This is a genomic window from Dyadobacter sp. HNCC25DJ186 (genome assembly GCF_056895235.1).
Map to the genome: position 1 here is coordinate 459,463 of NZ_JBXHAS010000003.1, position 25,604 is coordinate 485,066.

24 protein-coding genes are annotated in these 25,604 nt (G+C 40.9%); 13 read left to right on the forward strand and 11 right to left on the reverse strand.

Annotation, left to right across the window (positions count from 1 at the left end; translation table 11 throughout):
• Positions 1-48: 48 nt before the first annotated feature.
• Positions 49-1,464, reverse strand: a complete 1,416-nt coding sequence (locus AC1XUO_RS11700) for a CCA tRNA nucleotidyltransferase (RefSeq protein ID WP_483329973.1) — start codon at positions 1,462-1,464, stop codon at positions 49-51.
• A gap of 202 nt (positions 1,465-1,666) precedes the next feature.
• Between AC1XUO_RS11700 and AC1XUO_RS11705 the strand changes: the two genes are divergently transcribed.
• Positions 1,667-2,455 carry a glycerophosphodiester phosphodiesterase family protein gene (locus AC1XUO_RS11705; RefSeq protein ID WP_483329974.1) on the forward strand — a complete coding sequence of 263 codons (789 nt, stop codon included), beginning with the start codon at positions 1,667-1,669 and terminating at the stop codon, positions 2,453-2,455.
• A gap of 493 nt (positions 2,456-2,948) precedes the next feature.
• On the opposite strand, the gene AC1XUO_RS11710 is transcribed toward AC1XUO_RS11705, so the two are convergent.
• Positions 2,949-3,320: a globin domain-containing protein gene (locus AC1XUO_RS11710; RefSeq protein WP_483329975.1), complete on the reverse strand. Its 372-nt coding sequence runs from the start codon at positions 3,318-3,320 to the stop codon at positions 2,949-2,951.
• A 182-nt stretch (positions 3,321-3,502) separates the two neighbouring features.
• Between AC1XUO_RS11710 and AC1XUO_RS11715 the strand changes: the two genes are divergently transcribed.
• The gene (locus AC1XUO_RS11715; RefSeq protein WP_483329976.1) at positions 3,503-4,894 is read left to right on the forward strand and encodes a glycoside hydrolase family 140 protein; all 1,392 of its coding nucleotides are present in this window, start codon (positions 3,503-3,505) and stop codon (positions 4,892-4,894) included.
• Positions 4,895-4,904: 10 nt separating this feature from the next.
• On the opposite strand, the gene AC1XUO_RS11720 is transcribed toward AC1XUO_RS11715, so the two are convergent.
• On the reverse strand, positions 4,905-5,675 hold the full coding sequence (locus AC1XUO_RS11720; RefSeq protein WP_483330399.1) for an AMP nucleosidase: 771 nt from the start codon (positions 5,673-5,675) through the stop codon (positions 4,905-4,907).
• 50 nt (positions 5,676-5,725) lie between these two features.
• Between AC1XUO_RS11720 and AC1XUO_RS11725 the strand changes: the two genes are divergently transcribed.
• Positions 5,726-6,172, forward strand: a complete 447-nt coding sequence (locus AC1XUO_RS11725) for a type I restriction enzyme HsdR N-terminal domain-containing protein (protein WP_483329977.1) — start codon at positions 5,726-5,728, stop codon at positions 6,170-6,172.
• Between the two features lie 91 nt (positions 6,173-6,263).
• On the opposite strand, the gene AC1XUO_RS11730 is transcribed toward AC1XUO_RS11725, so the two are convergent.
• Positions 6,264-6,881, reverse strand: a complete 618-nt coding sequence (locus AC1XUO_RS11730) for a YceI family protein (RefSeq protein ID WP_483329979.1) — start codon at positions 6,879-6,881, stop codon at positions 6,264-6,266.
• 48 nt (positions 6,882-6,929) lie between these two features.
• Positions 6,930-7,382 (reverse strand): MarR family winged helix-turn-helix transcriptional regulator, encoded by a 453-nt coding sequence (locus AC1XUO_RS11735; RefSeq protein WP_483329980.1) that lies wholly within the window; start codon positions 7,380-7,382, stop codon positions 6,930-6,932.
• Positions 7,383-7,559: 177 nt separating this feature from the next.
• On the opposite strand from AC1XUO_RS11735, the gene AC1XUO_RS11740 reads away from it, so the two are divergent.
• The 3 genes from AC1XUO_RS11740 (at position 7,560) to AC1XUO_RS11750 (ending at position 10,754) form a co-directional block, all read left to right on the forward strand.
• Positions 7,560-8,138, forward strand: a complete 579-nt coding sequence (locus AC1XUO_RS11740; protein ID WP_483329981.1) for a Maf family protein — start codon at positions 7,560-7,562, stop codon at positions 8,136-8,138.
• A 5-nt stretch (positions 8,139-8,143) separates the two neighbouring features.
• The gene (locus AC1XUO_RS11745; protein ID WP_483329982.1) at positions 8,144-9,664 is read left to right on the forward strand and encodes an alpha-amylase family glycosyl hydrolase; all 1,521 of its coding nucleotides are present in this window, start codon (positions 8,144-8,146) and stop codon (positions 9,662-9,664) included.
• Positions 9,665-9,740: 76 nt separating this feature from the next.
• The gene (locus AC1XUO_RS11750) at positions 9,741-10,754 is read left to right on the forward strand and encodes an SMP-30/gluconolactonase/LRE family protein (protein ID WP_483329983.1); all 1,014 of its coding nucleotides are present in this window, start codon (positions 9,741-9,743) and stop codon (positions 10,752-10,754) included.
• A gap of 42 nt (positions 10,755-10,796) precedes the next feature.
• Here AC1XUO_RS11750 and AC1XUO_RS11755 read toward each other — a convergent pair whose 3' ends face one another.
• On the reverse strand, positions 10,797-11,348 hold the full coding sequence (locus AC1XUO_RS11755; RefSeq protein ID WP_483329984.1) for a hypothetical protein: 552 nt from the start codon (positions 11,346-11,348) through the stop codon (positions 10,797-10,799).
• Positions 11,349-11,359: 11 nt separating this feature from the next.
• Positions 11,360-11,869, reverse strand: coding sequence for a hypothetical protein (locus AC1XUO_RS11760; RefSeq protein ID WP_483329985.1), 510 nt, complete (start codon positions 11,867-11,869; stop codon positions 11,360-11,362).
• A gap of 193 nt (positions 11,870-12,062) precedes the next feature.
• Here AC1XUO_RS11760 and AC1XUO_RS11765 point away from each other — a divergent pair, with 193 nt between their 5' ends.
• Positions 12,063-12,641 (forward strand): GtrA family protein, encoded by a 579-nt coding sequence (locus AC1XUO_RS11765; protein ID WP_483329986.1) that lies wholly within the window; start codon positions 12,063-12,065, stop codon positions 12,639-12,641.
• Between the two features lie 96 nt (positions 12,642-12,737).
• Here the strand turns inward: AC1XUO_RS11765 and AC1XUO_RS11770 are convergent, their stop codons facing one another.
• From AC1XUO_RS11770 to AC1XUO_RS11785, 4 genes are all read right to left on the reverse strand, one after another.
• The gene (locus tag AC1XUO_RS11770) at positions 12,738-13,922 is read right to left on the reverse strand and encodes an acetyl-CoA C-acyltransferase (RefSeq protein ID WP_483329987.1); all 1,185 of its coding nucleotides are present in this window, start codon (positions 13,920-13,922) and stop codon (positions 12,738-12,740) included.
• Positions 13,923-14,076: 154 nt separating this feature from the next.
• Positions 14,077-14,328 carry a DUF6814 family protein gene (locus tag AC1XUO_RS11775; RefSeq protein WP_483329988.1) on the reverse strand — a complete coding sequence of 84 codons (252 nt, stop codon included), beginning with the start codon at positions 14,326-14,328 and terminating at the stop codon, positions 14,077-14,079.
• 53 nt (positions 14,329-14,381) lie between these two features.
• Entirely contained in the window at positions 14,382-15,917 is a 1,536-nt protein-coding gene (locus AC1XUO_RS11780; protein ID WP_483329989.1) for an MFS transporter, read from the reverse strand.
• Between the two features lie 172 nt (positions 15,918-16,089).
• On the reverse strand, positions 16,090-16,308 hold the full coding sequence (locus tag AC1XUO_RS11785) for a hypothetical protein (protein ID WP_483329990.1): 219 nt from the start codon (positions 16,306-16,308) through the stop codon (positions 16,090-16,092).
• Between the two features lie 291 nt (positions 16,309-16,599).
• Here AC1XUO_RS11785 and AC1XUO_RS11790 point away from each other — a divergent pair, with 291 nt between their 5' ends.
• From AC1XUO_RS11790 to AC1XUO_RS11815, 6 genes are all read left to right on the forward strand, one after another.
• Positions 16,600-17,334, forward strand: coding sequence for a carbohydrate-binding family 9-like protein (locus AC1XUO_RS11790; protein WP_483329991.1), 735 nt, complete (start codon positions 16,600-16,602; stop codon positions 17,332-17,334).
• Between the two features lie 5 nt (positions 17,335-17,339).
• Positions 17,340-18,446 carry a lactonase family protein gene (locus tag AC1XUO_RS11795; protein ID WP_483329992.1) on the forward strand — a complete coding sequence of 369 codons (1,107 nt, stop codon included), beginning with the start codon at positions 17,340-17,342 and terminating at the stop codon, positions 18,444-18,446.
• 338 nt (positions 18,447-18,784) lie between these two features.
• Positions 18,785-19,327 carry an RNA polymerase sigma factor gene (locus AC1XUO_RS11800; RefSeq protein WP_483329993.1) on the forward strand — a complete coding sequence of 181 codons (543 nt, stop codon included), beginning with the start codon at positions 18,785-18,787 and terminating at the stop codon, positions 19,325-19,327.
• 69 nt (positions 19,328-19,396) lie between these two features.
• Positions 19,397-20,434 carry a FecR family protein gene (locus AC1XUO_RS11805; RefSeq protein WP_483329994.1) on the forward strand — a complete coding sequence of 346 codons (1,038 nt, stop codon included), beginning with the start codon at positions 19,397-19,399 and terminating at the stop codon, positions 20,432-20,434.
• A 119-nt stretch (positions 20,435-20,553) separates the two neighbouring features.
• Entirely contained in the window at positions 20,554-23,958 is a 3,405-nt protein-coding gene (locus AC1XUO_RS11810) for a SusC/RagA family TonB-linked outer membrane protein (RefSeq protein WP_483329995.1), read from the forward strand.
• A 38-nt stretch (positions 23,959-23,996) separates the two neighbouring features.
• Entirely contained in the window at positions 23,997-25,571 is a 1,575-nt protein-coding gene (locus AC1XUO_RS11815; protein WP_483329996.1) for a SusD/RagB family nutrient-binding outer membrane lipoprotein, read from the forward strand.
• The last annotated feature ends 33 nt before the right edge of the window (positions 25,572-25,604 follow it).

Consider the following 25,604-nt stretch of genomic DNA (forward strand, 5'->3'; position numbering starts at 1 on the left):
ATACAATCAGGAAATTAATTCAATCCATAGGGAGCATAATAAACCTGATTATTGGACAGAAAGGCCCATTTTCTTCCCTTCTTCCACCATAAAGTCATAAGCTGGCTGGTATTCATTAGGAATTATCCCTTCCAAAATCGCTTCACGAATAAGTTCCTTCATAATCCCGACCTCGCGGGAAGGTTTTAAACCGAAAGTTTCTATGATAATTTCTCCGGAAATCACCGGTTGGAAACTCCGAAGTTTGTCGCGTTCTTCAAGGTCTTTGAGTTTTTGCTCAACAATATCAAAATTATGAAGAAAACGCTTGACCTTATCCGGATTTTTGGACGTGATGTCGGCCCGGCACAGTTTCATCAACGCTTCAATATCTTCTCCTGCTTCAACCAATAATCTACGCATGGCCGAATCCGTAATTTCTTCTTTTGACAAGACAATCGGGCGTAAATGCAGCCGCACCAGTTTTTTCACAAAACGCATTTTTTCATTCTGCGGAAGTTTCATCCTGCGAAAAATAACCGGAACCATACGAGCCCCGATTTCTTCATGGTTATGAAAAGTCCAGCCTGCTTTTTTGTCAAAACGTTTGGTGGCAGGTTTCGCGATATCATGTAAAATAGCCGCCCAGCGAAGCCAAAGGTCATCGGTGTTCTGGCTGACATTATCAAGCACCTGAAGGGTATGGTAAAAATTATCCTTATGTCCTTTGCCGTCAATGGTTTCAACGCCTAACAATTCAATCATTTCAGGAAAAATGATTTGAAGAAGTCCTGCGTGGAAAAGCAGTTTGAAACCGTAAGAAGGCGTTGGGGATAGAATAATTTTATTAAGCTCATCCGAAATCCTTTCCATCGAAACGATACTGATCCGGTCTTTCATACCGATGATTGCATCGAACGTATCCGGCTCAATATCAAAGTTAAGTTGTGATGCGAAACGAATCGCGCGCATCATTCGCAAAGGATCATCAGAAAATGTAATTCCAGGCTCGAGAGGCGTACGAATTATTTTTTTTCGCAGGTCCCGCATTCCCTCAAAAGGATCGATAAGGTCGCCAAAGTTGTTCCGGCTCAGGCTTATACCCATCGCATTGATCGTAAAATCCCGACGATTCTGATCGTCCTGAAGCGTGCCGTCCTCAACAGCCGGTTTCCTCGAATCAGGGCTGTAAGATTCTCTTCTGGCTCCTACAAACTCCACTTCCAGATCGCCCTGACGGATTTGTGCTGTTCCAAATGTTTTAAATATATTTACGTGAACATCGGGGCCAAGTTGCTGGGCAACAAGCTCTGCCAGCTCAATTCCACTTCCAATTGAAACGATATCAATATCTTTACTTGGTCTTTTCAGTATCAGGTCGCGGACGAATCCGCCAATAATATAGGCTTCAACACCCAGCTCTGCCGAAGCCCGGGCCACTATTTCCAGTATCGGATAATTTGTAAGCTGCTCTTTGAAATTCATCCCGCAAAGGTAAGAAATTCTTGTTCTTTACATTTAGTTTAGACTTAACCAAACAATAATCTGTTATCCGTTCATTATCAAATTGGTCGCCATTATGTACTAAAATTGATACAATTTTAACAAAAAACGCAACGGGAAATAAGCATTGAATCGCTAACTTCAACATCCAGTCGCATCCTGATCATTATAATTGTTTGCAATAATGTCATCTAAAACAACGCTATTTTTACTCAGCTTCATTTTCCAGCTCTCTGTTTGTCTGGGACAATCCGATTGGAAACTTATCGCCCATCGTGGAGGGATTGTTGACACCACTTACACCGAAAATGGACTCCCGGCACTGAAAAAGGCGGCCGCAGCAGGATATACCATGGTTGAGATTGACATGCGTAGAAGCAAAGATGGAATTTTACTTACAAATCATGACGCTAATTTTTCGCGATACTATAATTTCCCTGGAAAGGTCACGGAAACGAACTGGTCAGAAATTAAAAAGTTATCGAGTAAAGTTGATCAGAATGTTCCGTTAAAATTGGAGGATATTTTCAGTTTTTGTCAATCCAACAAATTAGAAGTAATGCTAGACAATAAAATTGAAGGTCTGGATATCACGCTTTTCAACCAGCTTATTGCGTTGCTTGACAAATATGATCTACGTAAAAATGCACTCATGATCGGAACAGAAGAATCGACTGAGTTTTTTACCGGAAAAGTCAAATTAAGCTGCACGCGGAAGCAGCTGGAAGAAAATAAAAAGAGGAAGGATTATAGTCCTGATCATTATTTCCTGTTTGATCGCCCGGCCAACTTATTCCGGGAAGATGTCGTTTGGGCAGAAAATGAAAAAATAATGGTCGTTGCTGCCATGAATAAATATCATTACAAAAACCAGGCGGATATGTATCAACAGGCCAAATCAGACTGCAAAAAAATGCAAGCTTATGGTGTTAAATATTTCCAAATAGATTCTGAATTTGGTCAGTTTTTCTAGACCACGATCTTTACTGATTCACTTAATTTGTAACAATGAGAAGCTACCAGGCTTTCACCACACCCATTGCGACTGGACATTCGTTTTCTGAAACACCGAGGAGGCGATCATCACGATAAGATGCACAGGAGCAAGCAAGATTGTGGTAATCACCAATGCTGCTAACCAGACGACTGCCACTAAGCTGCGTAAAAAAAATTCAACAACACTATTCATCTTAATAGAGAAGATTTACTTGTGAGAAAGTATTCGTAGGATGGGTAGACCACGTATATGAAATATATACGTTTTCAAGAATTATATAGATTGAAGGAGGATAATTTTAGATCAAAAATAGTCTAAAAATTATTGAAATAGTAAATATTGTTAATAATAATTGTAACAAATATTACTAACAATTTCAATAATAATCTTATTATCAATGAGTTAAATAAATCAACAAAACCTTAATTTCCAAAATTAAGGTTAAAAAAACAGCTAAATACCGTAAAAATCAGCTATTTACCATGAACATGGCCGACTGAGGAAAGCGGCTAAACAGCTCCTTTTTAAGATCATCACTTATTGGCAAAGTCGAAATGGCCTTGTCCATGCAAGTCAGCCAGGCAATTGCATCTTCTTCACCGATCGGATGAGGAATATGGCGGGCACGTAGTCTCGGGTGACCGTAAACCTCAGAATATAAGCCCGGACCACCCAAAAATTGGGTAAGAAAAAGCCGTTGTTTTTCTTTTATTTCGTCTTTGTCGCTCTTGAAAAGTCGTGCAATCAATTCATGTTCAAAGACAAAATCATAAAAGCTGTCCGTTAATGCTCTTAAAGTTTCTTCGCCTCCAATCCTGTCGTATAACGATGCATTCTCCATTTTACAAATTCAATTTAATCACTTTCCAAAACATCTTCCGCTTAACAGTTATTAAGCAACAATAAATATCAACACATTCAGAGTAACAGAACAACAGTAGTTTCTTTATAGTTTATGTGATACTGTTTAACAGCTCTATATCAGAATATCACTTTTTCAAACACAACCTGAACGAAACAAATATGACGAAGAAATTTATTTTTTTCATTTTTTGCCTTCAAATCGGGTTTCCAGATTTTGCCCAGAAAACTCCGGCAAATACTGCAAAGCTTCAAAAACTACTTATTCCAAAGGATAGCAGACATATCTTACAGGAAGACGGAACACCCTTTTTCTGGTTGGGCGATACCGCGTGGGAATTGTTTCACCGACTGGATTTTGCGGAAGCCGAAATGTATCTCAAAAACCGGGCGCACAAGGGCTACAATGTTATCCAATGTGTCCTATTGGCAGAATTTGACGGATTAAACCAACCGGATCAGCAAAAACAATTGCCGCTTATCAATAACGATCCCACAAAACCCAATGAATTATATTTCAAACATGTTGGGAGCGTGATAGACAAGGCAAACAGCCTTCAAATGTATGTTGGACTTTTACCGACCTGGGGGGATAAGTTTAATAAAAAATGGGGAATTGGCCCTGAAATCTTCACTCCCGAAAACGCAAGAATTTACGGAGTATATCTTGCAAAAAAATTTAAAGCCAAAAATATAATCTGGATTTTAGGGGGTGACAGAAGTCCTGAAAGTGAAAAACATACGGCGATTATCCAGGCAATGGCAGCAGGTATAAAAAGTGTTGTTGGGAACGAGCAGCTTATCACTTATCATCCAATGGGTGCGGATTTTTCATCAAAATACTTTCATCAGGAAAGTTGGTTGAATCTCAATATGTTCCAATCCGGGCATGGCGGCAAGGATATCAAAAACTACCAGATGATCCGCAATGATTATAATTTAGCCCCAATTAAACCCACACTGGACGGCGAGCCCCGGTATGAAGACCATCCGATAAACTGGAAACCGGAACTGGGTTATTTCAATGACTTTGACACGAGGCAGGCAGCCTATTGGGCTGTACTTTCCGGGGCTTGCGGACACACCTACGGATGCCATGATATCTGGCAATTCTTTAACGATGACCGGAATGCTCCAGTCTCGGCTGCCCGGACAAACTGGAAAACTGCGATGGATCTTCCGGGAGCATATCAAATGGGATATATGAAGAATTTTTTCAAGTCATTTCCCTGGCAAAATCTTGTACCTGATCAGTCGGTCATTAAAAATGAAAACCCGGAAGATGCGGGTTTTCAGATTGCTGCGGTTTCTAAAAATAAAGATTTTTTGATCGCCTATACTCCCTACGGCCGTTCGTTTAAAATTGATATGACCAAGCTTTCCGGAAATTCATTTTACGCCTATTGGTTTAATCCAAGAGACGAAACAAGAATTAAAATCGGAGAGGTCAAAGGAGATCAGACATCTGAGTTTAAGCCTTATGCCGCTGGGCCGGGAACTGATTGGGTTTTGGTAATTCTGGATAACACGAAAATTTCCGGTCATAAGAAATAAACAAACGCTTTTATTCAAACCGTAAATGTTTCACGGATTCACCTGATCTCGCAAGCTCTGTTAATGCCTCGATACCAATTTCAAGGTGGGCCTTGACATAATCCGCAGTTACTTTTTTATCGCTTTCCTCTGTTTTCACACCTTCCGGAACCATAGGATTATCTGAAACGAGCAGTAAGGCACCATGTGGAATGGAGTTTGCAAACCCAACTATAAAAATCGTGGCGGTCTCCATATCAATGGCCATAGCGCGGATTTCTCTCAGATATTCTTTAAAAGTATCGTCGTGCTCCCAGATTCTACGGTTCGTAGTATAAACTGTTCCGGTCCAATAATCCATATTGTGTTTAGCAATACTGGCCGAAACTGTACTTTGAAGACGGAATGACGGCAGCGCCGGAATTTCGCTTGGCATGTAATCGTCACTGGTTCCTTCTCCGCGAATTGCCGCAATCGGAAGAATTAGATCACCGACCTGCGTTTTTTTCAGTCCTCCGCACTTCCCAAGAAACAGAACGGCTTTTGGACTGATCGCTGACAACAAATCCATCACAGTTGCTGCCATCGGACTCCCCATACCAAAATTAATAATGGTAATATCGTTGGCCGTAGCCGTTTGCATCGCCCTTCCATGTCCCTTTACTTCCACCCCGAATTTCTCGGCGAACATGGTTACGTAATTAAAAAAATTGGTAAGTAAAATATAACTTCCAAAGTCTTCCACGGCTGTACCCGTATAACGCGGAAGCCAGTTTTCTACGATTTGTTCTTTTGTAGTCATCATTTTGTTATGTCTGTTGGCTTAGGTGGATGTGATGAGTATCTTCGCTTATGGAATCATTAAATCTGCCCGTTTTCGAATATAAAGTTAAAGAAGTGAACGGCAAACCACATATTTTTGACATTATACGAAGAAAATTTGTATCCCTAACGCCTGAAGAATGGGTTCGTCAACATTTTATTCATTTGTTAATAAACCATTACGGATACCCAAAGTCACTTTTTGCAGTTGAAACAGGTATGCGTTATCACACGCTGGCGAAAAGGACTGATATTATGATCTTATCAAAAGAAAGCTTGCCTTTCCTTTTAGTAGAATGTAAAGCGCCTTTCATTCCTGTTACGGAGACCACTTTTGCCCAGATCAGCCGCTATAACTTTACATTGCAGCCGACGTACCTGGCTGTCACAAACGGCATGAGCCATTATTGTTTCAAGACACAGGAAGGATCGATAAAATTTCTGGATGATTTTCCTTTTTACCGCGAATGGAATTGATATAATATTAAACAAACAAGAAAAGCCTGCCAGACAAATTTGTCGGCAGGCTTTCAAAAAGAGGGTTATTCTAATTTCTTGTTGACAGCAATTATTTAACTGCAACCAATTTAACGTCGATTGTGAAATCGTCATTGATCATTTTGTCGCCAAGGGCAGCAGCGTCAAAGAAAGATTTCGAGTTGTATTTGATGTCGTATTTCGAACGGTCAACAACCAGTTTACCAGTTACATCAGCACCTTTCGCAGTTGGTTTTACAGTTACAGGGAACGTTACAGGTTTTGTAATTCCTTTAATTGTAAGGTTACCAGTTACGTCATAAGTACCAGCAGATTTTGCAACCGCTTTTGTAACTACGAAAGTAGCAGTTGGGTGTTTTTCAACACCGAAGAAATCCTCAGATTTCAAGTGACCGATCAATTTTCCGTTATATTCTTTATCCGTAAGGTCTGTATTGGTAATGCTGGTAAGGTCAGCAACGAATTTACCACCTGTCAATTTTGCACCGTCCATAGTAACAGTACCTTCTTTCAACGCAATTTTACCAGTATGCTCGCCAGTTACTTTTTTACCTGTCCAAACTAATTCACTTTTAGAAGCATCCACTTTAAGATTTGTAGCTTTCACTTTTCCGTCAGCAGCGTTAACAGCAGTAAATGCAAACAAAGAAACTGCAACAGAAGCAGCAAACGATTTTAAAGAATTCATTGTAGTCATGATTAAAATTAAATTGATTGTTATTGTTTTATTGTTGTTTTAAGAATTACGTAATTTATCCAGTAATGAACTGATCAGATCAGCCTCTTCCGGTGTTATTCTGGCCAGATTTTTTTCCCATGCTTCAATCTCAGGATCCAGATTTTTCAAAAGTTCAAGCCCGGTTTCAGTGATAACCACATCAACGGCGCGACGGTCGTTTGGACATGATTTCCGGTCTACCAGTTTTTTAACCAGCAATTTGTCTATCAAACGGGAAGTATTTGAATTTTTGTCAAGCATGCGCTCAGCAATATCACTAACTTTGATCGGGCTTGGATGCTGCCCGCGTAAGATGCGCAAAACGTTAAATTGCTGAGAAGTGATATCATGCTCCCGAAAGATATCCATCTGCTGATATTGGATCCAGTTGCTGGTATAAACCAGATTCAGGCCAAGTCGCTGATAGGGACTTCGAAATTTTTTTTGTTTTATATCGGTTTCAATTGACATAGCTTATTTCATTTCATGTAATACCATGTATATACATATAATGTCGAAACATCTATTCAAGCAAGTTAAGTTCCGGTTTGTAAAAAATAAATAAAATAATTTTTACAAATCGTTTGATGCGCTAAATAATACCTTTATTATCAAACAGTTAATTCGAGTTCTTTTATTAAATATTTTATGTTTCAATTATCGAGGCCATTAATTCTCGCTTCAAATTCTCCCCGCAGAAAACAGTTATTACAAGAAACAGGATTTGCTTTTTCGGTAGAAGTTATCCCGACTGACGAAAGTTTTCCTGAAAATATGCCAACCGGTGAAGTTGCTGGTTATATATCTAGCCAAAAAGCGGAGATGTTCCGTGCGTTACATCCGGATAAACTGGTATTGACAGCGGACACGGTTGTGATCATTGATGATATCATTCTTAACAAACCAAAAGATTACGATGAAGCATTTTACATGCTGAATATGCTGTCGGGAACAACTCACGAAGTCATCACCGCAGTAAGTTTATTGTCGGAAGACAGTATCTACACCGTTTCCGACACTGCAAAAGTGACTTTCCGTTTACTTGAAAAAAGAGAAATAAAGCATTACATTGAACGTTATAAGCCGTTCGACAAGGCTGGCGGTTATGGTATCCAGGAATGGATCGGCATGGTAGGTATCGAACAGATCGAAGGGTCGTTTTATACGATTATGGGGTTGCCCGTTCATCACGTCTACCAGCTTTTAAAGCCTTTTATTATTCTGTAAATCTGATGCAACCAGCCCTTCCAAAATTCATTCCCCGTGTCTGTTACGAAATATTCGTTCGCTCGTTTTGCGATTCGAACGGTGACGGCATAGGTGATCTGAATGGAATAATCTCAAAACTGGATTATCTGGCAGAGCTGGGAATCGAAGGAATTTGGCTGACGCCGATCCATCCGTCACCGAGTTATCACAAATATGATCCCATTGATTACTTCGGTATCGAGCCGGAATTTGGGACGATGGAAGATTTCAAGAGATTGTTATCCGAAGCGCGAAAACGAAATATTGTTATCTATCTTGACCTGATCGTGAACCACAGCAGCACCTACCATCCATGGTTTGTGGAGGCGAGCAAGGGAACATCAAATCCCTACCGTAATTTTTACTGGTGGTTATCCCCTCAGAAAATTGAAGAATTGGGCATTGCAGAAAGGCAGACCTCCGATGATTCGGATGAGGTTTACCCATGGCACATTGTTGAAGGCGATCCTGAAAAATATTATGGTCTTTTCTGGAAAGGTATGCCCGACCTTAATTACAGCTCCGAAGCCCTAAAATCGGAATTGGAAAAAATAATAACATTTTGGCTGAAAGAAGTCGGAATTGATGGTTTCAGACTGGATGCAGCGAGGCATATTTATCCGATTTGGGAAAAAGAGAAAAATCATGATTTTTGGAAGTTTTTCAATGAAGTGGTTCAGAAAATAAAACCGGGCACATTTACCGTCGCCGAAGTTTGGGCAGAAACCTGGGAGGTTGCTCCATATCTCGAAAACCTGAATGCCACATTTCATTTTGACCTCAGTTTCGCATTGCAGCGGATTGTGATCCAGGGCAGAGATGAAAATATTGTTCAGCAACTCCTTAACAGCTATGAACAATTCCGGCCTCATAATCCCAATTTTGTTGATGCCACTATGCTGACCAATCACGATCAGGATAGAATTGGTAGTGTGGTAGCCAATCATCATGAAAAAATAAAACTGGCTGCTTGTCTGCTGCTGACCTTGCCCGGGCAGCCTTATATTTATTATGGAGAGGAAATTGGTATGTTAGGAACAAAACCAGATCCGTACATCCGGGAACCGTTTTTATGGTCCGAGCAAGAAAATGACCCGGATAAAACAAACTGGCTTCAAGCTGAATTTTCTACTTTGAAGAACTTTGCGCCGTTATCAAAACAAAAAGATGATTCGAATTCAATATTCAATCATTACAAGAAATTAATCACTGTCCGAAAAGCGACGCCGGCACTGGCCCAGATTATCAACCCAAACCTTGAAGCAGTGAAATCGCTGGACAATGAGATTATTGCCTTTGTCCGCACGCATGAAACTGATCCGGTTCTGGTTATTCACAACCTGAATGAACACCCGAAAAATATTGAACTTCCGGAAAGCAAGAGAGATTTCAGGAATGTACTTTTTTCAACCAACAACCTTGTCACTGAAATCGACGATAGCGTGGAGTTGGCTCCGTTTTGCAGTATAATTTTGGCAAAATCACCCGCTCCTTTTGCTGAATAAAACCGGTTAGCAGTAGTAATGCCCACATAAGCTTCTTTATATTGGATTAGTATCTTACAACAGATCTTTCCCGTCCATGAAAAAATATTTTCTATTATCCAGTCTGCTGCTGGCCATATCCGTTTCAGTCTATTCGCAGAAAGCCTATCCGACTTTGGGAAAAGTTGCTTACAGCGACCCCAAATTTGAAAAACTTTTACCCAAAGATTCCAAACTGGAAGTTTTGGCTATGGGATTCGACTGGTGCGAAGGGCCGGTTTGGGTAAAAGACGGTGGTTATTTGTTATTTTCTGATGTACCAAAAAACACGGTTTATAAATGGGACGAGAAAAATGAACTTTCTGTTTTTTTAAAACCCTCCGGATATACAGGAATGGGTGCATACAGTAATGAACCCAGAAGTAACGGGCTGATCATCGATAAAAAAGGAAGACTGATTTCCTGTGAACACGGCGACAGAAGAATTTCTGCGATGCCTTTATTAAACGGCGGAAAAATAACACTTTCAGATAATTTCGAGGGAAAACGTTTTAACAGTCCCAACGATATCGTTGAACATATCAGTAATGGAAGTTACTATTTCACAGACCCTCCGTACGGTTTGGCTAAACACGAAAAGGACCCGACCAGGGAAATTCCCTATTTCGGCGTATACCAGATCACCCCTAAAGGCGAAACAAGGATGGTTATAAATGACTTGTCCAGACCCAACGGACTTGCTTTTTCACCCGACGGAAAAACACTTTATGTCAGCCAGTCAGATCCTGAAAGGGCAATTCTGATGTCATATCCGCTTCTGGCAGATGGTTCGGTTGGCAAAGGAAAACTTTTCTACGATGCGACTCCGATGAGCAAAACCGGTCTCCTGGGATTACCTGATGGATTAAAACTGGACATTGAAGGTAATATCTGGACTTCCGGACCTGGCGGGATCTTAATTATTTCACCGGAAGGGAAATTATTAGGCAAAATAGAAACGCTTGAAATTGCATCAAACTGTGCATGGGGAAACGACGGCTCGACGCTCTACATGACAGTCGACGGATATTTGTGCAGGATTAAAACCAGTACCAAAGGAGCAAACTGGTAAAAGAAAATGGCTGCCTCTATTAAATATGAAGCAGCCGTTTTTTTATTTATTTCCGATTCCCCGAAGGCCTAAAAGCGTATCCTCAACGCTTTTTCGAACAGCGGGCCAGTTAGATTTTCCGTCTTTATAAACATGAACATAAGCTTTGTATAACGTTAACTGGTTTGCATCAAGCTTATTTAATTCCTGACTTATATTTTCTCTCTCATTGGATGATGCAGACTTGAAACGATCCAGTAAACTTACTTTTTGCCTTTCATTTATTTCAAGCTCATATAGAATCCGATCGGCGACCTTGTCCATTTCTGAATATTGAGTCAACAAATTTTGATCCATCGCTGGCGTTCCGATTTCTCTGCTCTCATTTTTGATTTCAGCATTTAAGTTCCTTTCATCCGTTTTCCTTGTGTCATAGGACGTAGATGTTTTCGCAACAGTGGCAGAATCTCTGGGATAACTTGCATAAGTCGTCCGACTGGAATAGTCCCGAGAAGCAGAAGAATCTGATTTGCTTAAACTGCTTTTTAAATTCGCACAGGAAAAATTCAGCAAGGCAGCTAAAATCAGGAAGATAAAAGTAAATATCCGTTGCATCGTGATAGGGATTAAAAATTATGTCTTAACCCAATATTAAGGTTTGGATTAAAGTAAAATACTTTTGGAAGTAATTCGATATACCCACCGCCCTCTATAAAAAATGATGTCGGCTTTTGTGCAAAGAAAAATTCCAAACCGCCGGTAAAGGATGGGCCTGTTGAAATATTGTTTGTATGAACGTTGGAATTAATATCCGGAAAGTATCTTCGGGAATTGATTTGCACACCAACTCCTCCATAAGCTTGCATTCTGTCATTGAACATCGGGACCAACCACAAATAGGTACCATTAACCATAAATCCGATATCGGAATATTTACCTTCTCTGTACGCATTAGTGCTTTTTAACAACCCTGTATAGGTTCCAACGGTAATATCAAGGGCATTTCTGTCACCGTATTTTCGAAGCACCACACCAACTGGTTCTCCTAATTTGAAGCCAAGCGCCCATTTTTCCGGCTGGGCATTGGCGATTGAAAAAGTGAAAATAAAAGCGAAGAGTAAAAGTAATCTTTTCATAAACGTGTTTGAATTATATTAAAAATGGGTTACTCACAATTCTATTTTGAAGCAAAGCGGGCATATCGATATTGGATTAAAACCGCGCCAGAGCTTCGTCGGATAGCATATTTTCTTAGACGATTAAGTTAAATTTTAGTAACATATATTTCTGGTACAGATGAAGTATTGATTGTTTCCTTTTAATCAAAATATGTCCCCGCCTTTGTTTCAGGATCAATTTATTTCTAATATTGACCTAAATTTCCTTAATTACAAACTAAAAATTTGCCCGGTGGTTGATAAGACAAAGAGTAAAATCTTTAATTCCAAAGACTTAATAGCGTATTTTCTTGTAGCCGGGACAGGGGCAGTTGTTCAATTGCTCTGCAGTAGTTTATTCAAAGATTGGTTTGGCCTGACATTCCAGGAATCCATTTTACCTGCTTATGCAGCATCGTTTGTGGTAGGTTTTGCATTAACAAAGTTATTCGCTTTTAATGCCAGAAAGACCAACCAGACCAGAAGAGAAATGGTAAAATTTCTGATGGTTGCTGTGTTTTCAGGATTTGTAACCTATATATTTTCCACCGGTGCCTATTACATCTCCGACAATTATTTTGACCAGCATAACTTCCTGTTACCCTGGTCAAAAAAGTATGTGAATGTAAATGAAATGGCCTGTTATATCGTTGGGATGGGTTTCAGTTTCATCAGCAATTATATCCTGCATAAAACTTTCACCTTTAAGAGCACTGGCTTCTACAACCGTTTAAAAGTTTTGATCCGATAGATGTTTAGACTAACAATATATAAAAACCTCAAAATGATGATTTTAAAAAATCCACCGTTTTGAGGTTTTTAAGTTTGATACGAATCTGAAAATCTGTTATATCCTTTCCACGATAATCGCAGAAGCTCCTCCCCCTCCGTTACAGATCGCAGCAAGACCATACCTTCCATTTTTTTGTTCTAAAACAGAAAGCAAAGTTGTGACTATTCTCGCACCGGAAGCGCCAAGCGGATGTCCCAATGAAACAGCCCCGCCGAAAACATTTACTTTGTCCAGATCCAGCCCAAGTTCTTTGATATAGTAAAGCGCAACGACAGCAAATGCTTCGTTGACCTCAAAATAGTCTATATCAGATAATTCCAAACCTGCCTTTTTCAACACCTTATTCGTTGCTAAAACGGGCGTCGTTGTAAACCAGGCAGGATCTTGTTCCGCGTCTGCATAAGCAACAATCCTAGCAATTGGCTTCAAACCTTGCTTTGCAACAATCTCTGCGCCGGCAAGAACAAGGGCCGCAGCCCCATCATTAATGGTCGAAGCATTTGCCGCTGTAACTGTTCCGTCAGAAGAAAACACTGGTTTCAGGGAAGGAATTTTATCAAATTTCACTCTTTTGAATTCTTCATCATCTTCCATAAAGGTTGATACACCGCCTTTGGGAGAAATTATTTCAACGGGAACAATCTCATTTTTGAAATAACCCTTTTCGCTCGAAACAGCACTTCGCTTGTAGGAACTGATTGCGAATTCATCCTGCTGCACACGTAAAATCTCGTACTTCGAAGCAGTTCTATCTCCGCAAAGCCCCATCGCATTTTGATCGTATGCGTCGCTCAAACCGTCTTTAGTTAACCCATCCACAATTTCACCATTTCCATATCCATAACCGTTTCTGGCCTTTGGTAAATAATATGGAATTTGAGACATATTCTCCATTCCACCGGCAACCACGACATCCGCGTCACCAAGCTGAATAGCCTGCGCGCCCAGAACGATTGCTTTCATACCGGAAGCACAAACTTTGTTAACCGTAGTACAAATAACATTAGGAGATAGATTGGCGAAAATCGCCGCCTGACGCGCAGGCGCCTGTCCGAGGTTTGCAGAAATTACATTCCCCATATACACTTCCTGAATTGATTCAGGATCTATTTTAGATTTTTCAACTGCGCCCTTTATCGCAACAGCACCAAGTTTAGCCGCGTGGGTTGTGGATAGTGTGCCGCCAAAGCTACCAATCGGCGTGCGGGCCGCAGCAAGAATAAAAACTTCATCTTTCATGTTTCAGGTTTGTTGATCAGTCGTGAACCCGAGGGTCTTTTCGACAATATTTACTTTTACAATAAATATAACAAACCTGAATTAAAAAGAAGAAGTTTTTACTTTTGCCGCCGTATTTGCCAGGGGTTAAATTGCCATTTTATCAGTATTTCATTTAAAGATCCTCCGAACTTTGAGGCAATCTGTCGTATTCTCCCTTTACACCGTAGTACCCAAAAATCACCAATCCTGCGCAAATTGGAATGAAGATAATAATGATAATTGACCACTGCAAGGTCGTATTGGTTCGCGCAATTCCTTCGGCTGCGGCATTAATTTTTTCTAACGCCTGCATAACAAGAAATAAAATCAAAGTTGGTCCGAGCACGATCCAAACAATACCTAAAATTCTTTTTAATGCGTTCATATTTTCTATGTCTGTAATTTCAGATTTAAACTTTAAAGCAAAGTAGTTACTCCCTAATCCACGACCTCCTGGTCGCCTTTGTTATTGATGTAAACCGCTCCGATTACAAAGGAAAGGGCAGCAATTCCGATCGGATACCACAGACCTGAAAGCGGCGTGGATCCTTGAAAAGATGCCACCAATGTCGCGATAAAAGGTACCAGTCCTCCAAAGACGCCATTACCTATGTGGTACGGAAGAGACATCGATGTATAGCGTATTTGTGTTGGAAATAACTCGACCAGAAATGCGGCAATCGGGCCGTAAACCATGGTTACGAGCAATACCTGAAAAAACACCAATCCAATAATAATCCAATAAGTAGTTGAAGATAGTGTAACGTCAGCGTAGGAGATTTTAGGTTCTTCTTCGTTGCGGGTTTTGTCGGCATGAACCGTTTCAACTGTTACTTCTTTAAAAGCACCTCCGCTTTTGAGTGTTTTTACAACCGTAGAGGTGAAAACAGAATCAGCCGTCTCTGCAATAAATTTGCTGGTAACAACGGGTTCAGAAGTTGACAATAACTCGGTCTTTTGGAACTCCTTAACATTGGTCGCATCGATAAAATATTGATAAATCGGCCGATAAAAAATGATTCCGAGCAACATGCCTGAAAGCATAATCCATTTCCGCCCAACTTTATCACTCCATGAACCGAACACAACGAAAAACGGCGTTGCGAATAAAATCGCCCATAAAAGTATATACCTGGATTCGTTAAAATCCAGTTTACAAGTATTTTCTAAAAAAGACTGCGCGTAGAACTGACCCGTATACCAGATCACCCCCTGCCCCATTGTCGCGCCAAAAAGTGCAAGTAATACCATCTTAAAATTCGCTTTTTTCTGAAAGCTTTCTTTTAATGGATTGGCAGAAATTTTACCTTCGGATTTCAATTTTGTGAACACGGGAGACTCATGCATTTTCATCCGTATATAGATCGACACACCGACCAACAAAATCGAAAGCAGGAAAGGAATCCGCCATCCCCAATCTGCAAAAACCTCTGCGCCAAGAATATTTTTTGTTCCTACGATCACGCCAAGAGAAAGGAATAGTCCAAGTGTCGCGGTTGTCTGTATCCAGCTGGTAAAGAATCCACGCCTGCCCGGAGGAGCATGTTCTGCCACATAAGTTGCAGCTCCTCCATACTCGCCGCCAAGTGCCAAACCCTGCACCAGACGAAGGATTAAAACCAGGATAGGCGCGGCATAACCGATGCTGGAATAAGAAGGAATAAGTCCGATCAAAAACGTAGAACCTCCCATCAAAACCAACGTCAATAGAAAGGTATATTTTCTGCCGATCAAATCTCCAAGTCTGCCAAAAACCAATGCACCGAAAGGTCTGACAATGAAACCGGCCGCAAAAATTGCAAGGGTATTAATCAACGCCGAGGCACCAGCGTCACTCGGAAATAACTGGTTCCCGATGATAACAGCAAGGCTGCCAAATATATAGAAATCGTACCATTCAATTAATGTTCCCAGAGAGGAGGCAGCGATCACCTTGGTGATGCTTTGTGTGACATTGTCGTCAGGCTTAGACATTGGTCAGAAAATGATGAGTAAATTTTAAAACTGAAATGGATTGCCGTTGGCAGGAATTAGGAGCATAAGCAACAAAATCCCTTTCGATACTCATACCCAAAACAAAAAAGCCCTCCAATTTCTTGGAAGGCTCCTCACTAAGCTTTAATATTTCAAAAATATATGGTCTGGATTAGTTCACTTTCTCCTCATCCGGATGATCTGTATCCTCATCTCCGAATTCATTCGTTACGGTGACATCATCATCCTCATCAGATTTTCTCAACAAATCAGGATCGTCTTTTGGTGACCGGCCTTCGGGTGTATTCGTCGGGTAATCAGGGAAGATTGGCGCGTCTAAAATTGGCTTACTTCTGGTCAACACATCTGGCTCTTTTCTCTTGCTAATCATGATATTTTCAGTTTAAGATGTTGATTACTAAACTTATTTAGAGATGGTTTTTAAATAATCGTTCCTGATTATATACCTGCCGGACATACAATTTTTGTGTAGAGATTTTTCCGTTCTTGTAGAACATACGCGCAGCGAAAACGTCAGATTTTGATTTTTGCATTTTCACTATCATTTGGTAATCTCTCAAAACGTAATGAAATTGCTATGACTAAATCAAATTCCCGCAATCGATCCATACTTTAAACGTCAGGTAAGATTGTATTTTCCTTATTCCTAAAACCGTTCAAAATGTTAAAAAAAATTGCTTCCCTGTTTATGCTGGCCGGGACTGTTTTCCTGAATAATTTTTCCGCAACAGCGCAGGATTCTACGCTTATTATCAAAAAAACCAGCGACTTTAAAGTCAACGGTGAAGGAAATGCCAAAAACTGGTCGGCGACAAATTGGGTTGACCTGCATGTTCAAACTGGTCCAAAACAATCGATACCCGGAAAAGCATTCCCGACAAAAGTAAAAATGCTTTACTCCGACAAAGGCGTTTACTTCCTTTTCGACTGTACTGATAAAAAACTTACTTCCACGATTATGGAGGATTTTGGCACTTTGTTCAAAGAAGATGTAGTAGAGGTTTTTCTATGGCCTGATACCTCCGAACCTATTTATCTGGAATATGAAATATCACCGCTCAATTATGAACTTGCAATCCTTGTACCGAATTTGAATGGAAAAATGCAGGGTTGGAAGCCTTGGTTTTATAATGAAACAAACCGGGTTCAGCATGAAACCAGCGCACAAGGTGGACAGAAGAAAAGCATGGCTTCGGTTGAAGGCTGGAAAGCTGAGTTTTTTATTCCATACACGCTGATGAATCCGATTGTTCAGTCTCCTCCAAAATCGGGCACCAAATGGAGAGGAAATTTTTACAGAATAGATTATGATTCCGAAACTGCCTATTATTCCTGGAAAAAAACGGGCGGAAGTTTTCACGAATTCAACAAATTTGGAACTCTAGTATTTGAATAAGCAACATGAAAAAAATAACATTTTCTTTAATTTGTTTACTTTCGGCAATGATGACATTGGCACAAACTCCGAAAACCAGGGAAATACTTTACGTCGGAACGTATACTCAAAAAGGCGAAGGAATATATGTTTATGAATTTGACCGAAGTAACTTTTCTTACAAGGAATTGCAGATTTTTACAAACAAAAACAGTCCTTCCTTTTTAGAATTTCATCCTAACAAGCAATTCCTCTATTCCGCGAATGAAGACAACCACACAATTTCTGCATATAAGATCGATCAGAAAACTGCGAAACTGACGCTGATCAACGAAAAATCTTCTGTGGGGAAAGGCCCGTGTCACGTCAGCATAGATCCGAAAGGGCGGTTCATCTATGTTTCTAATTATGGCAGTGGCCAACTAACTGTTTATCTTTTGAATAAAGACGGCAGTATTGGTGAGCTTGCAGACGCTATTCAGGACAAAGGAACAGGCTCTCAGAAACCACATATGCACTCGGTTATTCCATCCGCAGATGGCAAATTTATATATGCGTCCGACCTGGGAATCGATAAAATAATGGTTTACCTGGTCGACCAGAAAACCGGAAAACTTACTCCCGCAGCTGTTCCTTATGCTGAGGTAAAGACAGGCGATGGTCCACGCCATTTTGCCATTCACCCGAACGGGAATTTTGGATATTCGGCATGTGAATTAACTTCTGTTGTCAATTCCTTCCAAATTGTCAAAAATACCGGTGCACTGATTCCCCTGGAACGCGTCAGTATGGTACCAGCGGATTTTTCAGGAAAAACCTTTGCAGCAGATATCCATTTTTCTCCGGACGGCAAGTTTTTGTATGCATCAAACCGGGGTCATGAGAGCATTGTCGTTTACGCGGTTGATGCTAAAACCGGCAAATTAACACCTGTCGGATATCCTGAAACACAGGGAAAACATCCTCGGAATTTTCTTGTAGATGAGAAAGGTGAACTGGTTTACGTTACGAACCGTGACAATAATAATGTTGTATTCTTTAAAAGAAATAGTGAAACTGGAATGTTGACTTATACCGGAAAAGAAATCAGTATACCGACTCCCGTTTGCGTGAAGCAACTGTTTTTAAAATAATAATTCGAAGGCAGTAAAAAGGTCCGGTTGATTTTCAGCCGGACTTTTTTTTATTTTAAGTTCAACATTTCAATGCACCAGAAGGCGAGTGTATCTAGTCAATCATCATCAATTGCAAGAATATTTTTTAAAAAATATATAAATTAACAGTTGGTTTTTTAATTTTATCAAATAATACTTTTTAATTTTTCAAAATATGAAAAATGCAAAATTAAATATAAGAATCAACGTATAGACGAGTTAAACAGTCAGAAGAATAAAACGCTGATATACACCAAGTCACTCCTGGAAATAGAAAGATTGTTAGATTGTCCGATTTCAACCTAAGCGACCGCATTATGATTACCCGTCAAGATGACCTCTTCTTAATTTCGCTCATTAAAAATGGGGATAAACGTGCTCTGGATTTTCTCTTTAAAAAATATTATAACTCGCTCTGCAAATTTGCGTCTTACCTTACCAGTCGGAATGACCTTGCTGAAGAGATCGTTGCTGATGTTTTTTTTCGGATATGGGAAAAACGCGAAACGATAGCCGTTGAAAAAAATCTAAAATCGTATCTTTTTATGGCTACGCGTCATACTGCGATTAACTACATGAAACAGGAAAAGCTGGTCATGGTAGATTTAAGCGATGATCTCGTTGAAGAAAACCCTGGCCCGGAGGAAGTTTTTATGTACCATGAACTTGAACTACGCCTGACAAACCTTATTAATTTTCTGCCTCAAAAACGTAAAGCTATTTTCCAGCTTAACCGGTTTGAGGGTTTCACTTACACCGAAATTGCTGAAATTCTTTCACTCTCTTCTAAAACAGTAGAAAATCAAATGGGTAAAGCCATTAAACAGTTGAAATCTCTGCAAAAAGCATATCAGGAATAAAAAATATTTTGAAAGGATGAGGGTATCGCCATTTTTTATTTGTCTTCATATTTGAAAGGATAAAATTTCATGTCGGATCATATTCCATGGGCATTAATCGCCAAATACTTAGCTGGCGAATGTAGTCAAGATGAAAAGCTCGCTATGGAATGGTGGCTTGAAGACATTGACAATGAAATATTGTTTCAACAAATAGAAACTGCCTGGCAAAAGCAGTTGAATTTTGATTGTCGTGAAGAATTCAATCCGGAAGAAGGCATCGATAAATTGAATGCCCGCATATTTGAAACGGAAGAATCTGGTAAGGATACGCTTGCGGAAAAGAAGCAATACAACAGGGTATTTCCTTTGCTCATCGCAGCCAGTGTGCTCTTTTTGATCGGGTTCGCTAATTTGTTTCTAGGAAGGCAGATGGTCGGTTTACAGATCCAACCCATTGTATCTATCCAAAAGGTCAGTGGCAACGATCAGATTTTAACCTTTTTGCTACCCGATGGATCGAAGGTTTGGTTAAATAAAAATAGCAGGCTCATATTCCCTGCGCAGTTTAATAAAATTGAAAGAACAGTCTTTCTGGAAGGTGAAGCTTTTTTCGAAGTAATTCCGGATGCAGGCAGCCCTTTCGTAGTTCGTTGTAACAAAGTATCGACAAAGGTTCTGGGGACATCATTTAATGTCAAAGCATATAAAACTGATGAAATATCTTCTGTAACCGTTGCAACCGGAAAAGTTGAAGTGAGTAAGGAAATTGCCAGGGGAAACCCGACCCGTATTACTCAGCTTATGCCAAGACAAGAATTGGTTATTAATACAGAAAAAGGTGAAACGTTTATAGACATAGTTAGCGCATCCAGTATCGGAAATTGGAGAAAAAACCTGTTGGTCTTTCAAAACAATACCTACGCCGAAGTCATTTCCAGGCTGGAAGATAGTTTCGACGTTGAGATACGATTGGCGAATAAAGAATTTGGTCAGTGTAGGCTTATGGCAAGTTTTAATGAAAATGCATCACTCGATGACGTGTTAAAATTGTTGAGTATCTCAAATCAGTTCAGTTATTCGATTGATGGAAAACAGGTGATAATCAGGGGCGGAGTTTGTAAATAACAACGTTTTGGCAAAAGTCGTTATGATTATTTTTCATATCAAATTATACCACCAGTAAACAGTTTAAATATAAGAATTTACCACCACCTAAATCATTTTAACCTTTCAATTAAGCGCGTATGAACAGACTATTACGTCACCAACTGCCATATTTATGGCGCAGGAAACCCTTTGCATTTGTGATGGCTTTATTATTTATCACTCAGCATTCTTTTGCCGTTCTGGCCGGCTCAATTCAGGGAGTAGAAGAAGTCAGGATTTCTATAAACCTCAAAGAAGCTACGCTCCAGAAAGTATTCCTTGCGATTGAGAAAAAAAGTGAATACAAATTTATTGCCAGCATTGAACGAATAGACAAGAAGAAAAAAATCAATGTGGCACTTGAAAATAAAAGTGTAAAAGAAGTACTGGAAACGATTCTGGATGGCACCGGACTCGGTTATGTACAAGTTGATAACAACATCATTATCAACGATAAACCTGTTACTAAAAATAAATCGGCCAAAACTTCAACTCAGCCATCTACCAGTCAGGCAATAGTTAAAGAAATTTCCGGTTTTGTTAAGGACTCCCAAGGCTCCGGAATCCCAGGCGCGAACATTTTGATAAAAGGATCAACCCTTGGAACCACAACTGATGCAGAGGGAAAATATCTGCTGAATGTTACCGAGGATAATGCCGTTCTTATCTTTTCTTCCATTGGGTATATAACACAGGAAATCACGTTAAATGGGCAAACCGTTATTAATGTAACTCTTCTGGACGATGTAAAACAATTGGGAGAGGTGGTTGTAACCGCTTTGGGAATTGAACGTAATGCAAAAACACTGACCTATGCAACGCAACAGATCAGCGGAAAACAGCTTGCCGATGTTCGGGATGCCAATTTTGTTAATACACTCTCTGGGAAAGTTGCCGGTATCGTAGTTACTCAGGGTTCGTCAGGACCTGGTTCGGCTACACGGGTTGTACTGCGTGGAAACCGCTCAATCACCGGAAATAATAACGCGTTATTCGTCATTGATGGAGTTCCGGTAGATAACACCGTAAGAAACCAGGTGAGCAGCGATTTTGGAGGAATAAACGGAAGTGACGGAGCTTCAAATATTAATCCTGACGATATAGAATCGATGAACGTATTAAAGGGTGCGGCTGCATCTGCACTTTATGGTAGCCGTGCTGCCAACGGTGTCATTATGATCACCACTAAAAAAGGTAAGGCTGGCAAGGTTTCAGCGGATATCAATTCCGGAATTGCTGTGGAAACGCCTTTTTTGCTGCCGAAATTCCAGAATACTTATGGCCAGGGCGGAGCAGGTGTTTCAACACCTAATTCATTGCTTAGCTGGGGAGCACCTGCCACGACCTACCCGGACAATGTTAAAAGCTTTTTCAGGGATGCAATCTCTGCTAACAATTCTTTTGGCGTTTCAGCCGGAAGCGAAAAGGTGCAGACCTACATGTCATATACCAATAATTTTAACCAGGGTATAATCCCGAATAATGATTTGATGCGGCATACCATGAATCTGCGTATTAATACGCAGATCACGAAAAAGTTTTCGACTGATGCAAAGATCACTTATGTAAATCAAAAAATTGAAAACAAACCAAGATCAGGAGAAGAGAGCTCTGTGATGATGAACTTATACAAAGTTCCGAGAAGTGTCGATTTGAACGAATACAAAAACTTTGAAAACGAGGCCGGAAAACCGACGTACTGGGGGAGCTCGGCAGGGATTTATATGAACCCATACTGGACGATCAACCGTACTTTTGAAACAGAAAAAAGAAATCGTGTGATCGCTCTCGGGTCTGCAAAATACCAGATCACCGATTGGCTGAATATACAGGGACGGATCAGCTATGACTGGTACGCAGACCGTTTCAACCGCGGTTTTGCTAACAATACACTTTTGTTTGCAGGTAACGGAGGTTCATACTACGACTGGAATAATGAGCAATTGGAAAGAAACATGGACCTGATTGTTTCCGGAAATAATAACATCGGTAAAGATTTCGCATTGACCTACAACTTCGGTGCGGGTTCGACATACCAGAAATTCTCTCAGGTCGGCGCAGGTTCATTCACACTTTCCATACCGAATCGTTATGACCTGGCATTTGGATCCTCTCTGGTCAGAATGACCGATTACAGCGAAAAAGAACTGCAATATGTTTTCGGTACTGCCTCGATCTCATTCCGTGATTACCTGACACTTGATGCTTCGGTACGCAACGACTGGTCTTCGACCCTGCCAGCTCCTCATTCCTATATCTACTCAGCTTTTGGGGCAAACTTCATATTGTCAGAAGCGATGAAATTGCCGGAATGGATCAGTTTCGCGAAAGTGAGGGGCTCATGGGCGCAGGTAGGAAACGACACTGACCCCTACCGACTTTCACAAACCTACAACTTTAACCAGCAAGGCGGAAATGCCGGATTTATTTCAAGAAGTACCATAAGACCGGCCGATAACCTCAAACCGGAAATTTCATCATCTACTGAATTCGGATTGGATCTCCGGCTGTTCAAAGGTCTGCTTGGAGTTGACTTTACTTACTATAACAGCAATACCGTCAACCAGTTGCTTCGTCTCCCATTGGCTCCCGCTTCCGGATTCGCAGAGCAGTTTGTCAATGCAGGAAAGATCAACAACAAGGGGTTTGAATTCACACTTTCGGCAAGTCCGCTCAAAGGCAAATCGCTAACCTGGGATGCTACTTTAAATTTTGCCCGGAATATAAACAAGATTATCGAGCTTCATCCAGACATCAAAAAAGCGACATTAGGAGGAAATACCCGTACCACAACGGCAGTCGTTGCCGAAGGCGGGTCTTATGGAGATCTTGAAGCTTATGGCTGGAAAACCGATGCAAACGGCAGATTTGTAGTCAATGAAAAAGGGCTTCCGGTTGTTAGTGAGTTCAAGAAAATTGGAAACTTCAACCCTAAATTTACGGCTGGTTTCAACAACACGTTCAGCTACAAAAACTTCATTTTGAGCTTTCTGATCGATGGACGTGTGGGCGGAGTAATGACCTCAGGCACCGATGGAAACCTGGCATACGATGGGACTTCAGAGTATACAACCGAGTACCGTGATGGAGGCTGGGTGTTGCCGGCAGTTGTTCAAAATGCGGCTGGTGTGGTTACTGAGACTGAGAACACGACTGCTGTAAATGCAGAAAATTTCTGGCAGACAGTTTCACAGGGACGTTATACCTGGGGAGAATTCTTTTCCTATTCAACAACGAATTTTCGTTTAAGAGAAGCGACTTTGGGTTATAACATTCCGACACCTCCTAATTCATTCATCAAAAACATGCGCCTTTCCCTTACCGCACGAAACCTGTTTTTCCTGTATCGCGGAAGTGTAATCATGGATATCCCAGGTTTGTCGAAACGCAAGTTGCCGTTTGATCCTGATGTGAATCTTGGGGCCGGAAATTATCAGGGTTCCGAATACGGTTCGCTCCCTTCCACAAGATCATTGGGTGTTAATCTAAAATTAAGCTTCTGATCCGGTAAAAAATAGTTCAGTTAAAAAATTAGACAACGATGAAAATACCATATAAAAAAATAGTCCGGATGTCATTTATTGGTCTCCTGGCAGGCACAACAGGAAGTTTATTAAACAGTTGCACAGGCGATTTCGAAGAGATAAACACCAGCAAAATTGCCCTGACTTCCCTCAGTGCTACGGATTTGCCTTATCTGTTTGCCAGAGCGCAGCAACAGGCGTCTTATTCGGCGGGAACTTATCAAACGGCGCAGAATCTTTTTGCTGATCTGTATGCACAATATTATGCAACAACAACACCGAACTTCCAATCGGACCGTTACTTCATGCATAGAACCTGGATTAACTCACATTGGAATCCAATTTATACGCAGGTAGTTCCGCAGCTGAAAACACTGATTGAAAGCACCGAAGCAACTTCGGCGGAAAATGCGATCGCCAATGTCTGGTGGGTTTTTGCCTTTCACCGACTGACTGATTATTACGGACCTATCCCTTATTTTGACGCGGGCAATCCGGCAAACAGCGTTAAATATGACGCGCAGGATGTTATCTATGATGATTTTTTCAAGCGCCTGGATGCCGCCTCTACTGTATTAAAAGGAAAAACTGCAGAAACACCTTTCGGAGCCTTTGATCTTATATATGCAGGAAATGTTTCCAAATGGATCAAATTTGCCAATACCCTTCGTTTGCGACTTGCATTGCGTATTTCCAAAGTTGATCCGGCCAGAGCAAAAAAAGAAGCTGAAGCGGCCATTGCCGGAGGCTTACTGACAGAGGTCGCGGATAACGCGCTGATGACAAAAACGACGGTTGACAACAACGGCCTGGCCACAATCTCAGGCTGGGGAGAATTCCGTATGAGTGCATCCATGGAATCAGTATTAAAAGGATATGACGACCCGCGTATCGGAATTTTCTTTCAGCCCGCCTATAAAACAAAAACGTATGAAGGACTGAGAAATGGCCTCGGGTCAGCTGAACTAATTCAGGAGCTTAATACCAACGACAACAACTCAAACATAGGAACACGCTGGATCACAAATACCGGAGGTGGATCGTCCTGGAACCGACAACTGGCTGCGCCGCAGGATATTATGCACACTGCCGAGGCCTATTTTCTGCTTGCCGAAGCTTCTTTGAACGGTTGGCAAGCCGGTACGGGGACTGCTCAAAGTTATTATGAAAAGGGAATCGAGGCATCAATGGCAGGTTGGGGCATTACCGGCGCGGTCGTTACATCCTATATTTCAAGTACAAAAACGCCAGCCGCACCTGCCGATCAGCAAAATTCTCCCGCATTATCCAACATTCCAGTAAAGTGGGGAGCTACCGAAGCCATTCAACGTGAACAAATCGGAACGCAGAAATGGCTTGCTTTATATCCTGATGGAATGGAAGCATGGGCTGAGTTCAGAAGAAGCCGCTTCCCAAAACTTTATCCGGTCGTCAACTCGGTGAATGCCGATGTCCCTGCCACCTCCTATCCCAGAAGAATTCCATTCCTTCTGCTTGAAGAGCAGTCCAACACAGTAGCTGTCAAAGCCGCGATTGGACTCTTGAATGGACCAGACAAAGCCAGCACACCGTTATGGTGGGATAAAAATTAATAGTAAGATTAAAAGGAGCCTCCCTGAATACAA

What these genes read in the sequence shown, in the direction of transcription:
- AC1XUO_RS11700 (WP_483329973.1), bottom strand. Translation starts at nt 1,464, where the DNA reads ATGAATTTCAAAGAGCAGCTTACAAATTATCCGATACTGGAAATAGTG.
- AC1XUO_RS11705 (WP_483329974.1), top strand. Translation starts at nt 1,667, where the DNA reads ATGTCATCTAAAACAACGCTATTTTTACTCAGCTTCATTTTCCAGCTC.
- AC1XUO_RS11710 (WP_483329975.1), bottom strand. Translation starts at nt 3,320, where the DNA reads ATGGAGAATGCATCGTTATACGACAGGATTGGAGGCGAAGAAACTTTA.
- AC1XUO_RS11715 (WP_483329976.1), top strand. Translation starts at nt 3,503, where the DNA reads ATGACGAAGAAATTTATTTTTTTCATTTTTTGCCTTCAAATCGGGTTT.
- AC1XUO_RS11720 (WP_483330399.1), bottom strand. Translation starts at nt 5,675, where the DNA reads ATGACTACAAAAGAACAAATCGTAGAAAACTGGCTTCCGCGTTATACG.
- AC1XUO_RS11725 (WP_483329977.1), top strand. Translation starts at nt 5,726, where the DNA reads ATGGAATCATTAAATCTGCCCGTTTTCGAATATAAAGTTAAAGAAGTG.
- AC1XUO_RS11730 (WP_483329979.1), bottom strand. Translation starts at nt 6,881, where the DNA reads ATGAATTCTTTAAAATCGTTTGCTGCTTCTGTTGCAGTTTCTTTGTTT.
- AC1XUO_RS11735 (WP_483329980.1), bottom strand. Translation starts at nt 7,382, where the DNA reads ATGTCAATTGAAACCGATATAAAACAAAAAAAATTTCGAAGTCCCTAT.
- AC1XUO_RS11740 (WP_483329981.1), top strand. Translation starts at nt 7,560, where the DNA reads ATGTTTCAATTATCGAGGCCATTAATTCTCGCTTCAAATTCTCCCCGC.
- AC1XUO_RS11745 (WP_483329982.1), top strand. Translation starts at nt 8,144, where the DNA reads ATGCAACCAGCCCTTCCAAAATTCATTCCCCGTGTCTGTTACGAAATA.
- AC1XUO_RS11750 (WP_483329983.1), top strand. Translation starts at nt 9,741, where the DNA reads ATGAAAAAATATTTTCTATTATCCAGTCTGCTGCTGGCCATATCCGTT.
- AC1XUO_RS11755 (WP_483329984.1), bottom strand. Translation starts at nt 11,348, where the DNA reads ATGCAACGGATATTTACTTTTATCTTCCTGATTTTAGCTGCCTTGCTG.
- AC1XUO_RS11760 (WP_483329985.1), bottom strand. Translation starts at nt 11,869, where the DNA reads ATGAAAAGATTACTTTTACTCTTCGCTTTTATTTTCACTTTTTCAATC.
- AC1XUO_RS11765 (WP_483329986.1), top strand. Translation starts at nt 12,063, where the DNA reads ATGTCCCCGCCTTTGTTTCAGGATCAATTTATTTCTAATATTGACCTA.
- AC1XUO_RS11770 (WP_483329987.1), bottom strand. Translation starts at nt 13,922, where the DNA reads ATGAAAGATGAAGTTTTTATTCTTGCTGCGGCCCGCACGCCGATTGGT.
- AC1XUO_RS11775 (WP_483329988.1), bottom strand. Translation starts at nt 14,328, where the DNA reads ATGAACGCATTAAAAAGAATTTTAGGTATTGTTTGGATCGTGCTCGGA.
- AC1XUO_RS11780 (WP_483329989.1), bottom strand. Translation starts at nt 15,917, where the DNA reads ATGTCTAAGCCTGACGACAATGTCACACAAAGCATCACCAAGGTGATC.
- AC1XUO_RS11785 (WP_483329990.1), bottom strand. Translation starts at nt 16,308, where the DNA reads ATGATTAGCAAGAGAAAAGAGCCAGATGTGTTGACCAGAAGTAAGCCA.
- AC1XUO_RS11790 (WP_483329991.1), top strand. Translation starts at nt 16,600, where the DNA reads ATGTTAAAAAAAATTGCTTCCCTGTTTATGCTGGCCGGGACTGTTTTC.
- AC1XUO_RS11795 (WP_483329992.1), top strand. Translation starts at nt 17,340, where the DNA reads ATGAAAAAAATAACATTTTCTTTAATTTGTTTACTTTCGGCAATGATG.
- AC1XUO_RS11800 (WP_483329993.1), top strand. Translation starts at nt 18,785, where the DNA reads ATGATTACCCGTCAAGATGACCTCTTCTTAATTTCGCTCATTAAAAAT.
- AC1XUO_RS11805 (WP_483329994.1), top strand. Translation starts at nt 19,397, where the DNA reads ATGTCGGATCATATTCCATGGGCATTAATCGCCAAATACTTAGCTGGC.
- AC1XUO_RS11810 (WP_483329995.1), top strand. Translation starts at nt 20,554, where the DNA reads ATGAACAGACTATTACGTCACCAACTGCCATATTTATGGCGCAGGAAA.
- AC1XUO_RS11815 (WP_483329996.1), top strand. Translation starts at nt 23,997, where the DNA reads ATGAAAATACCATATAAAAAAATAGTCCGGATGTCATTTATTGGTCTC.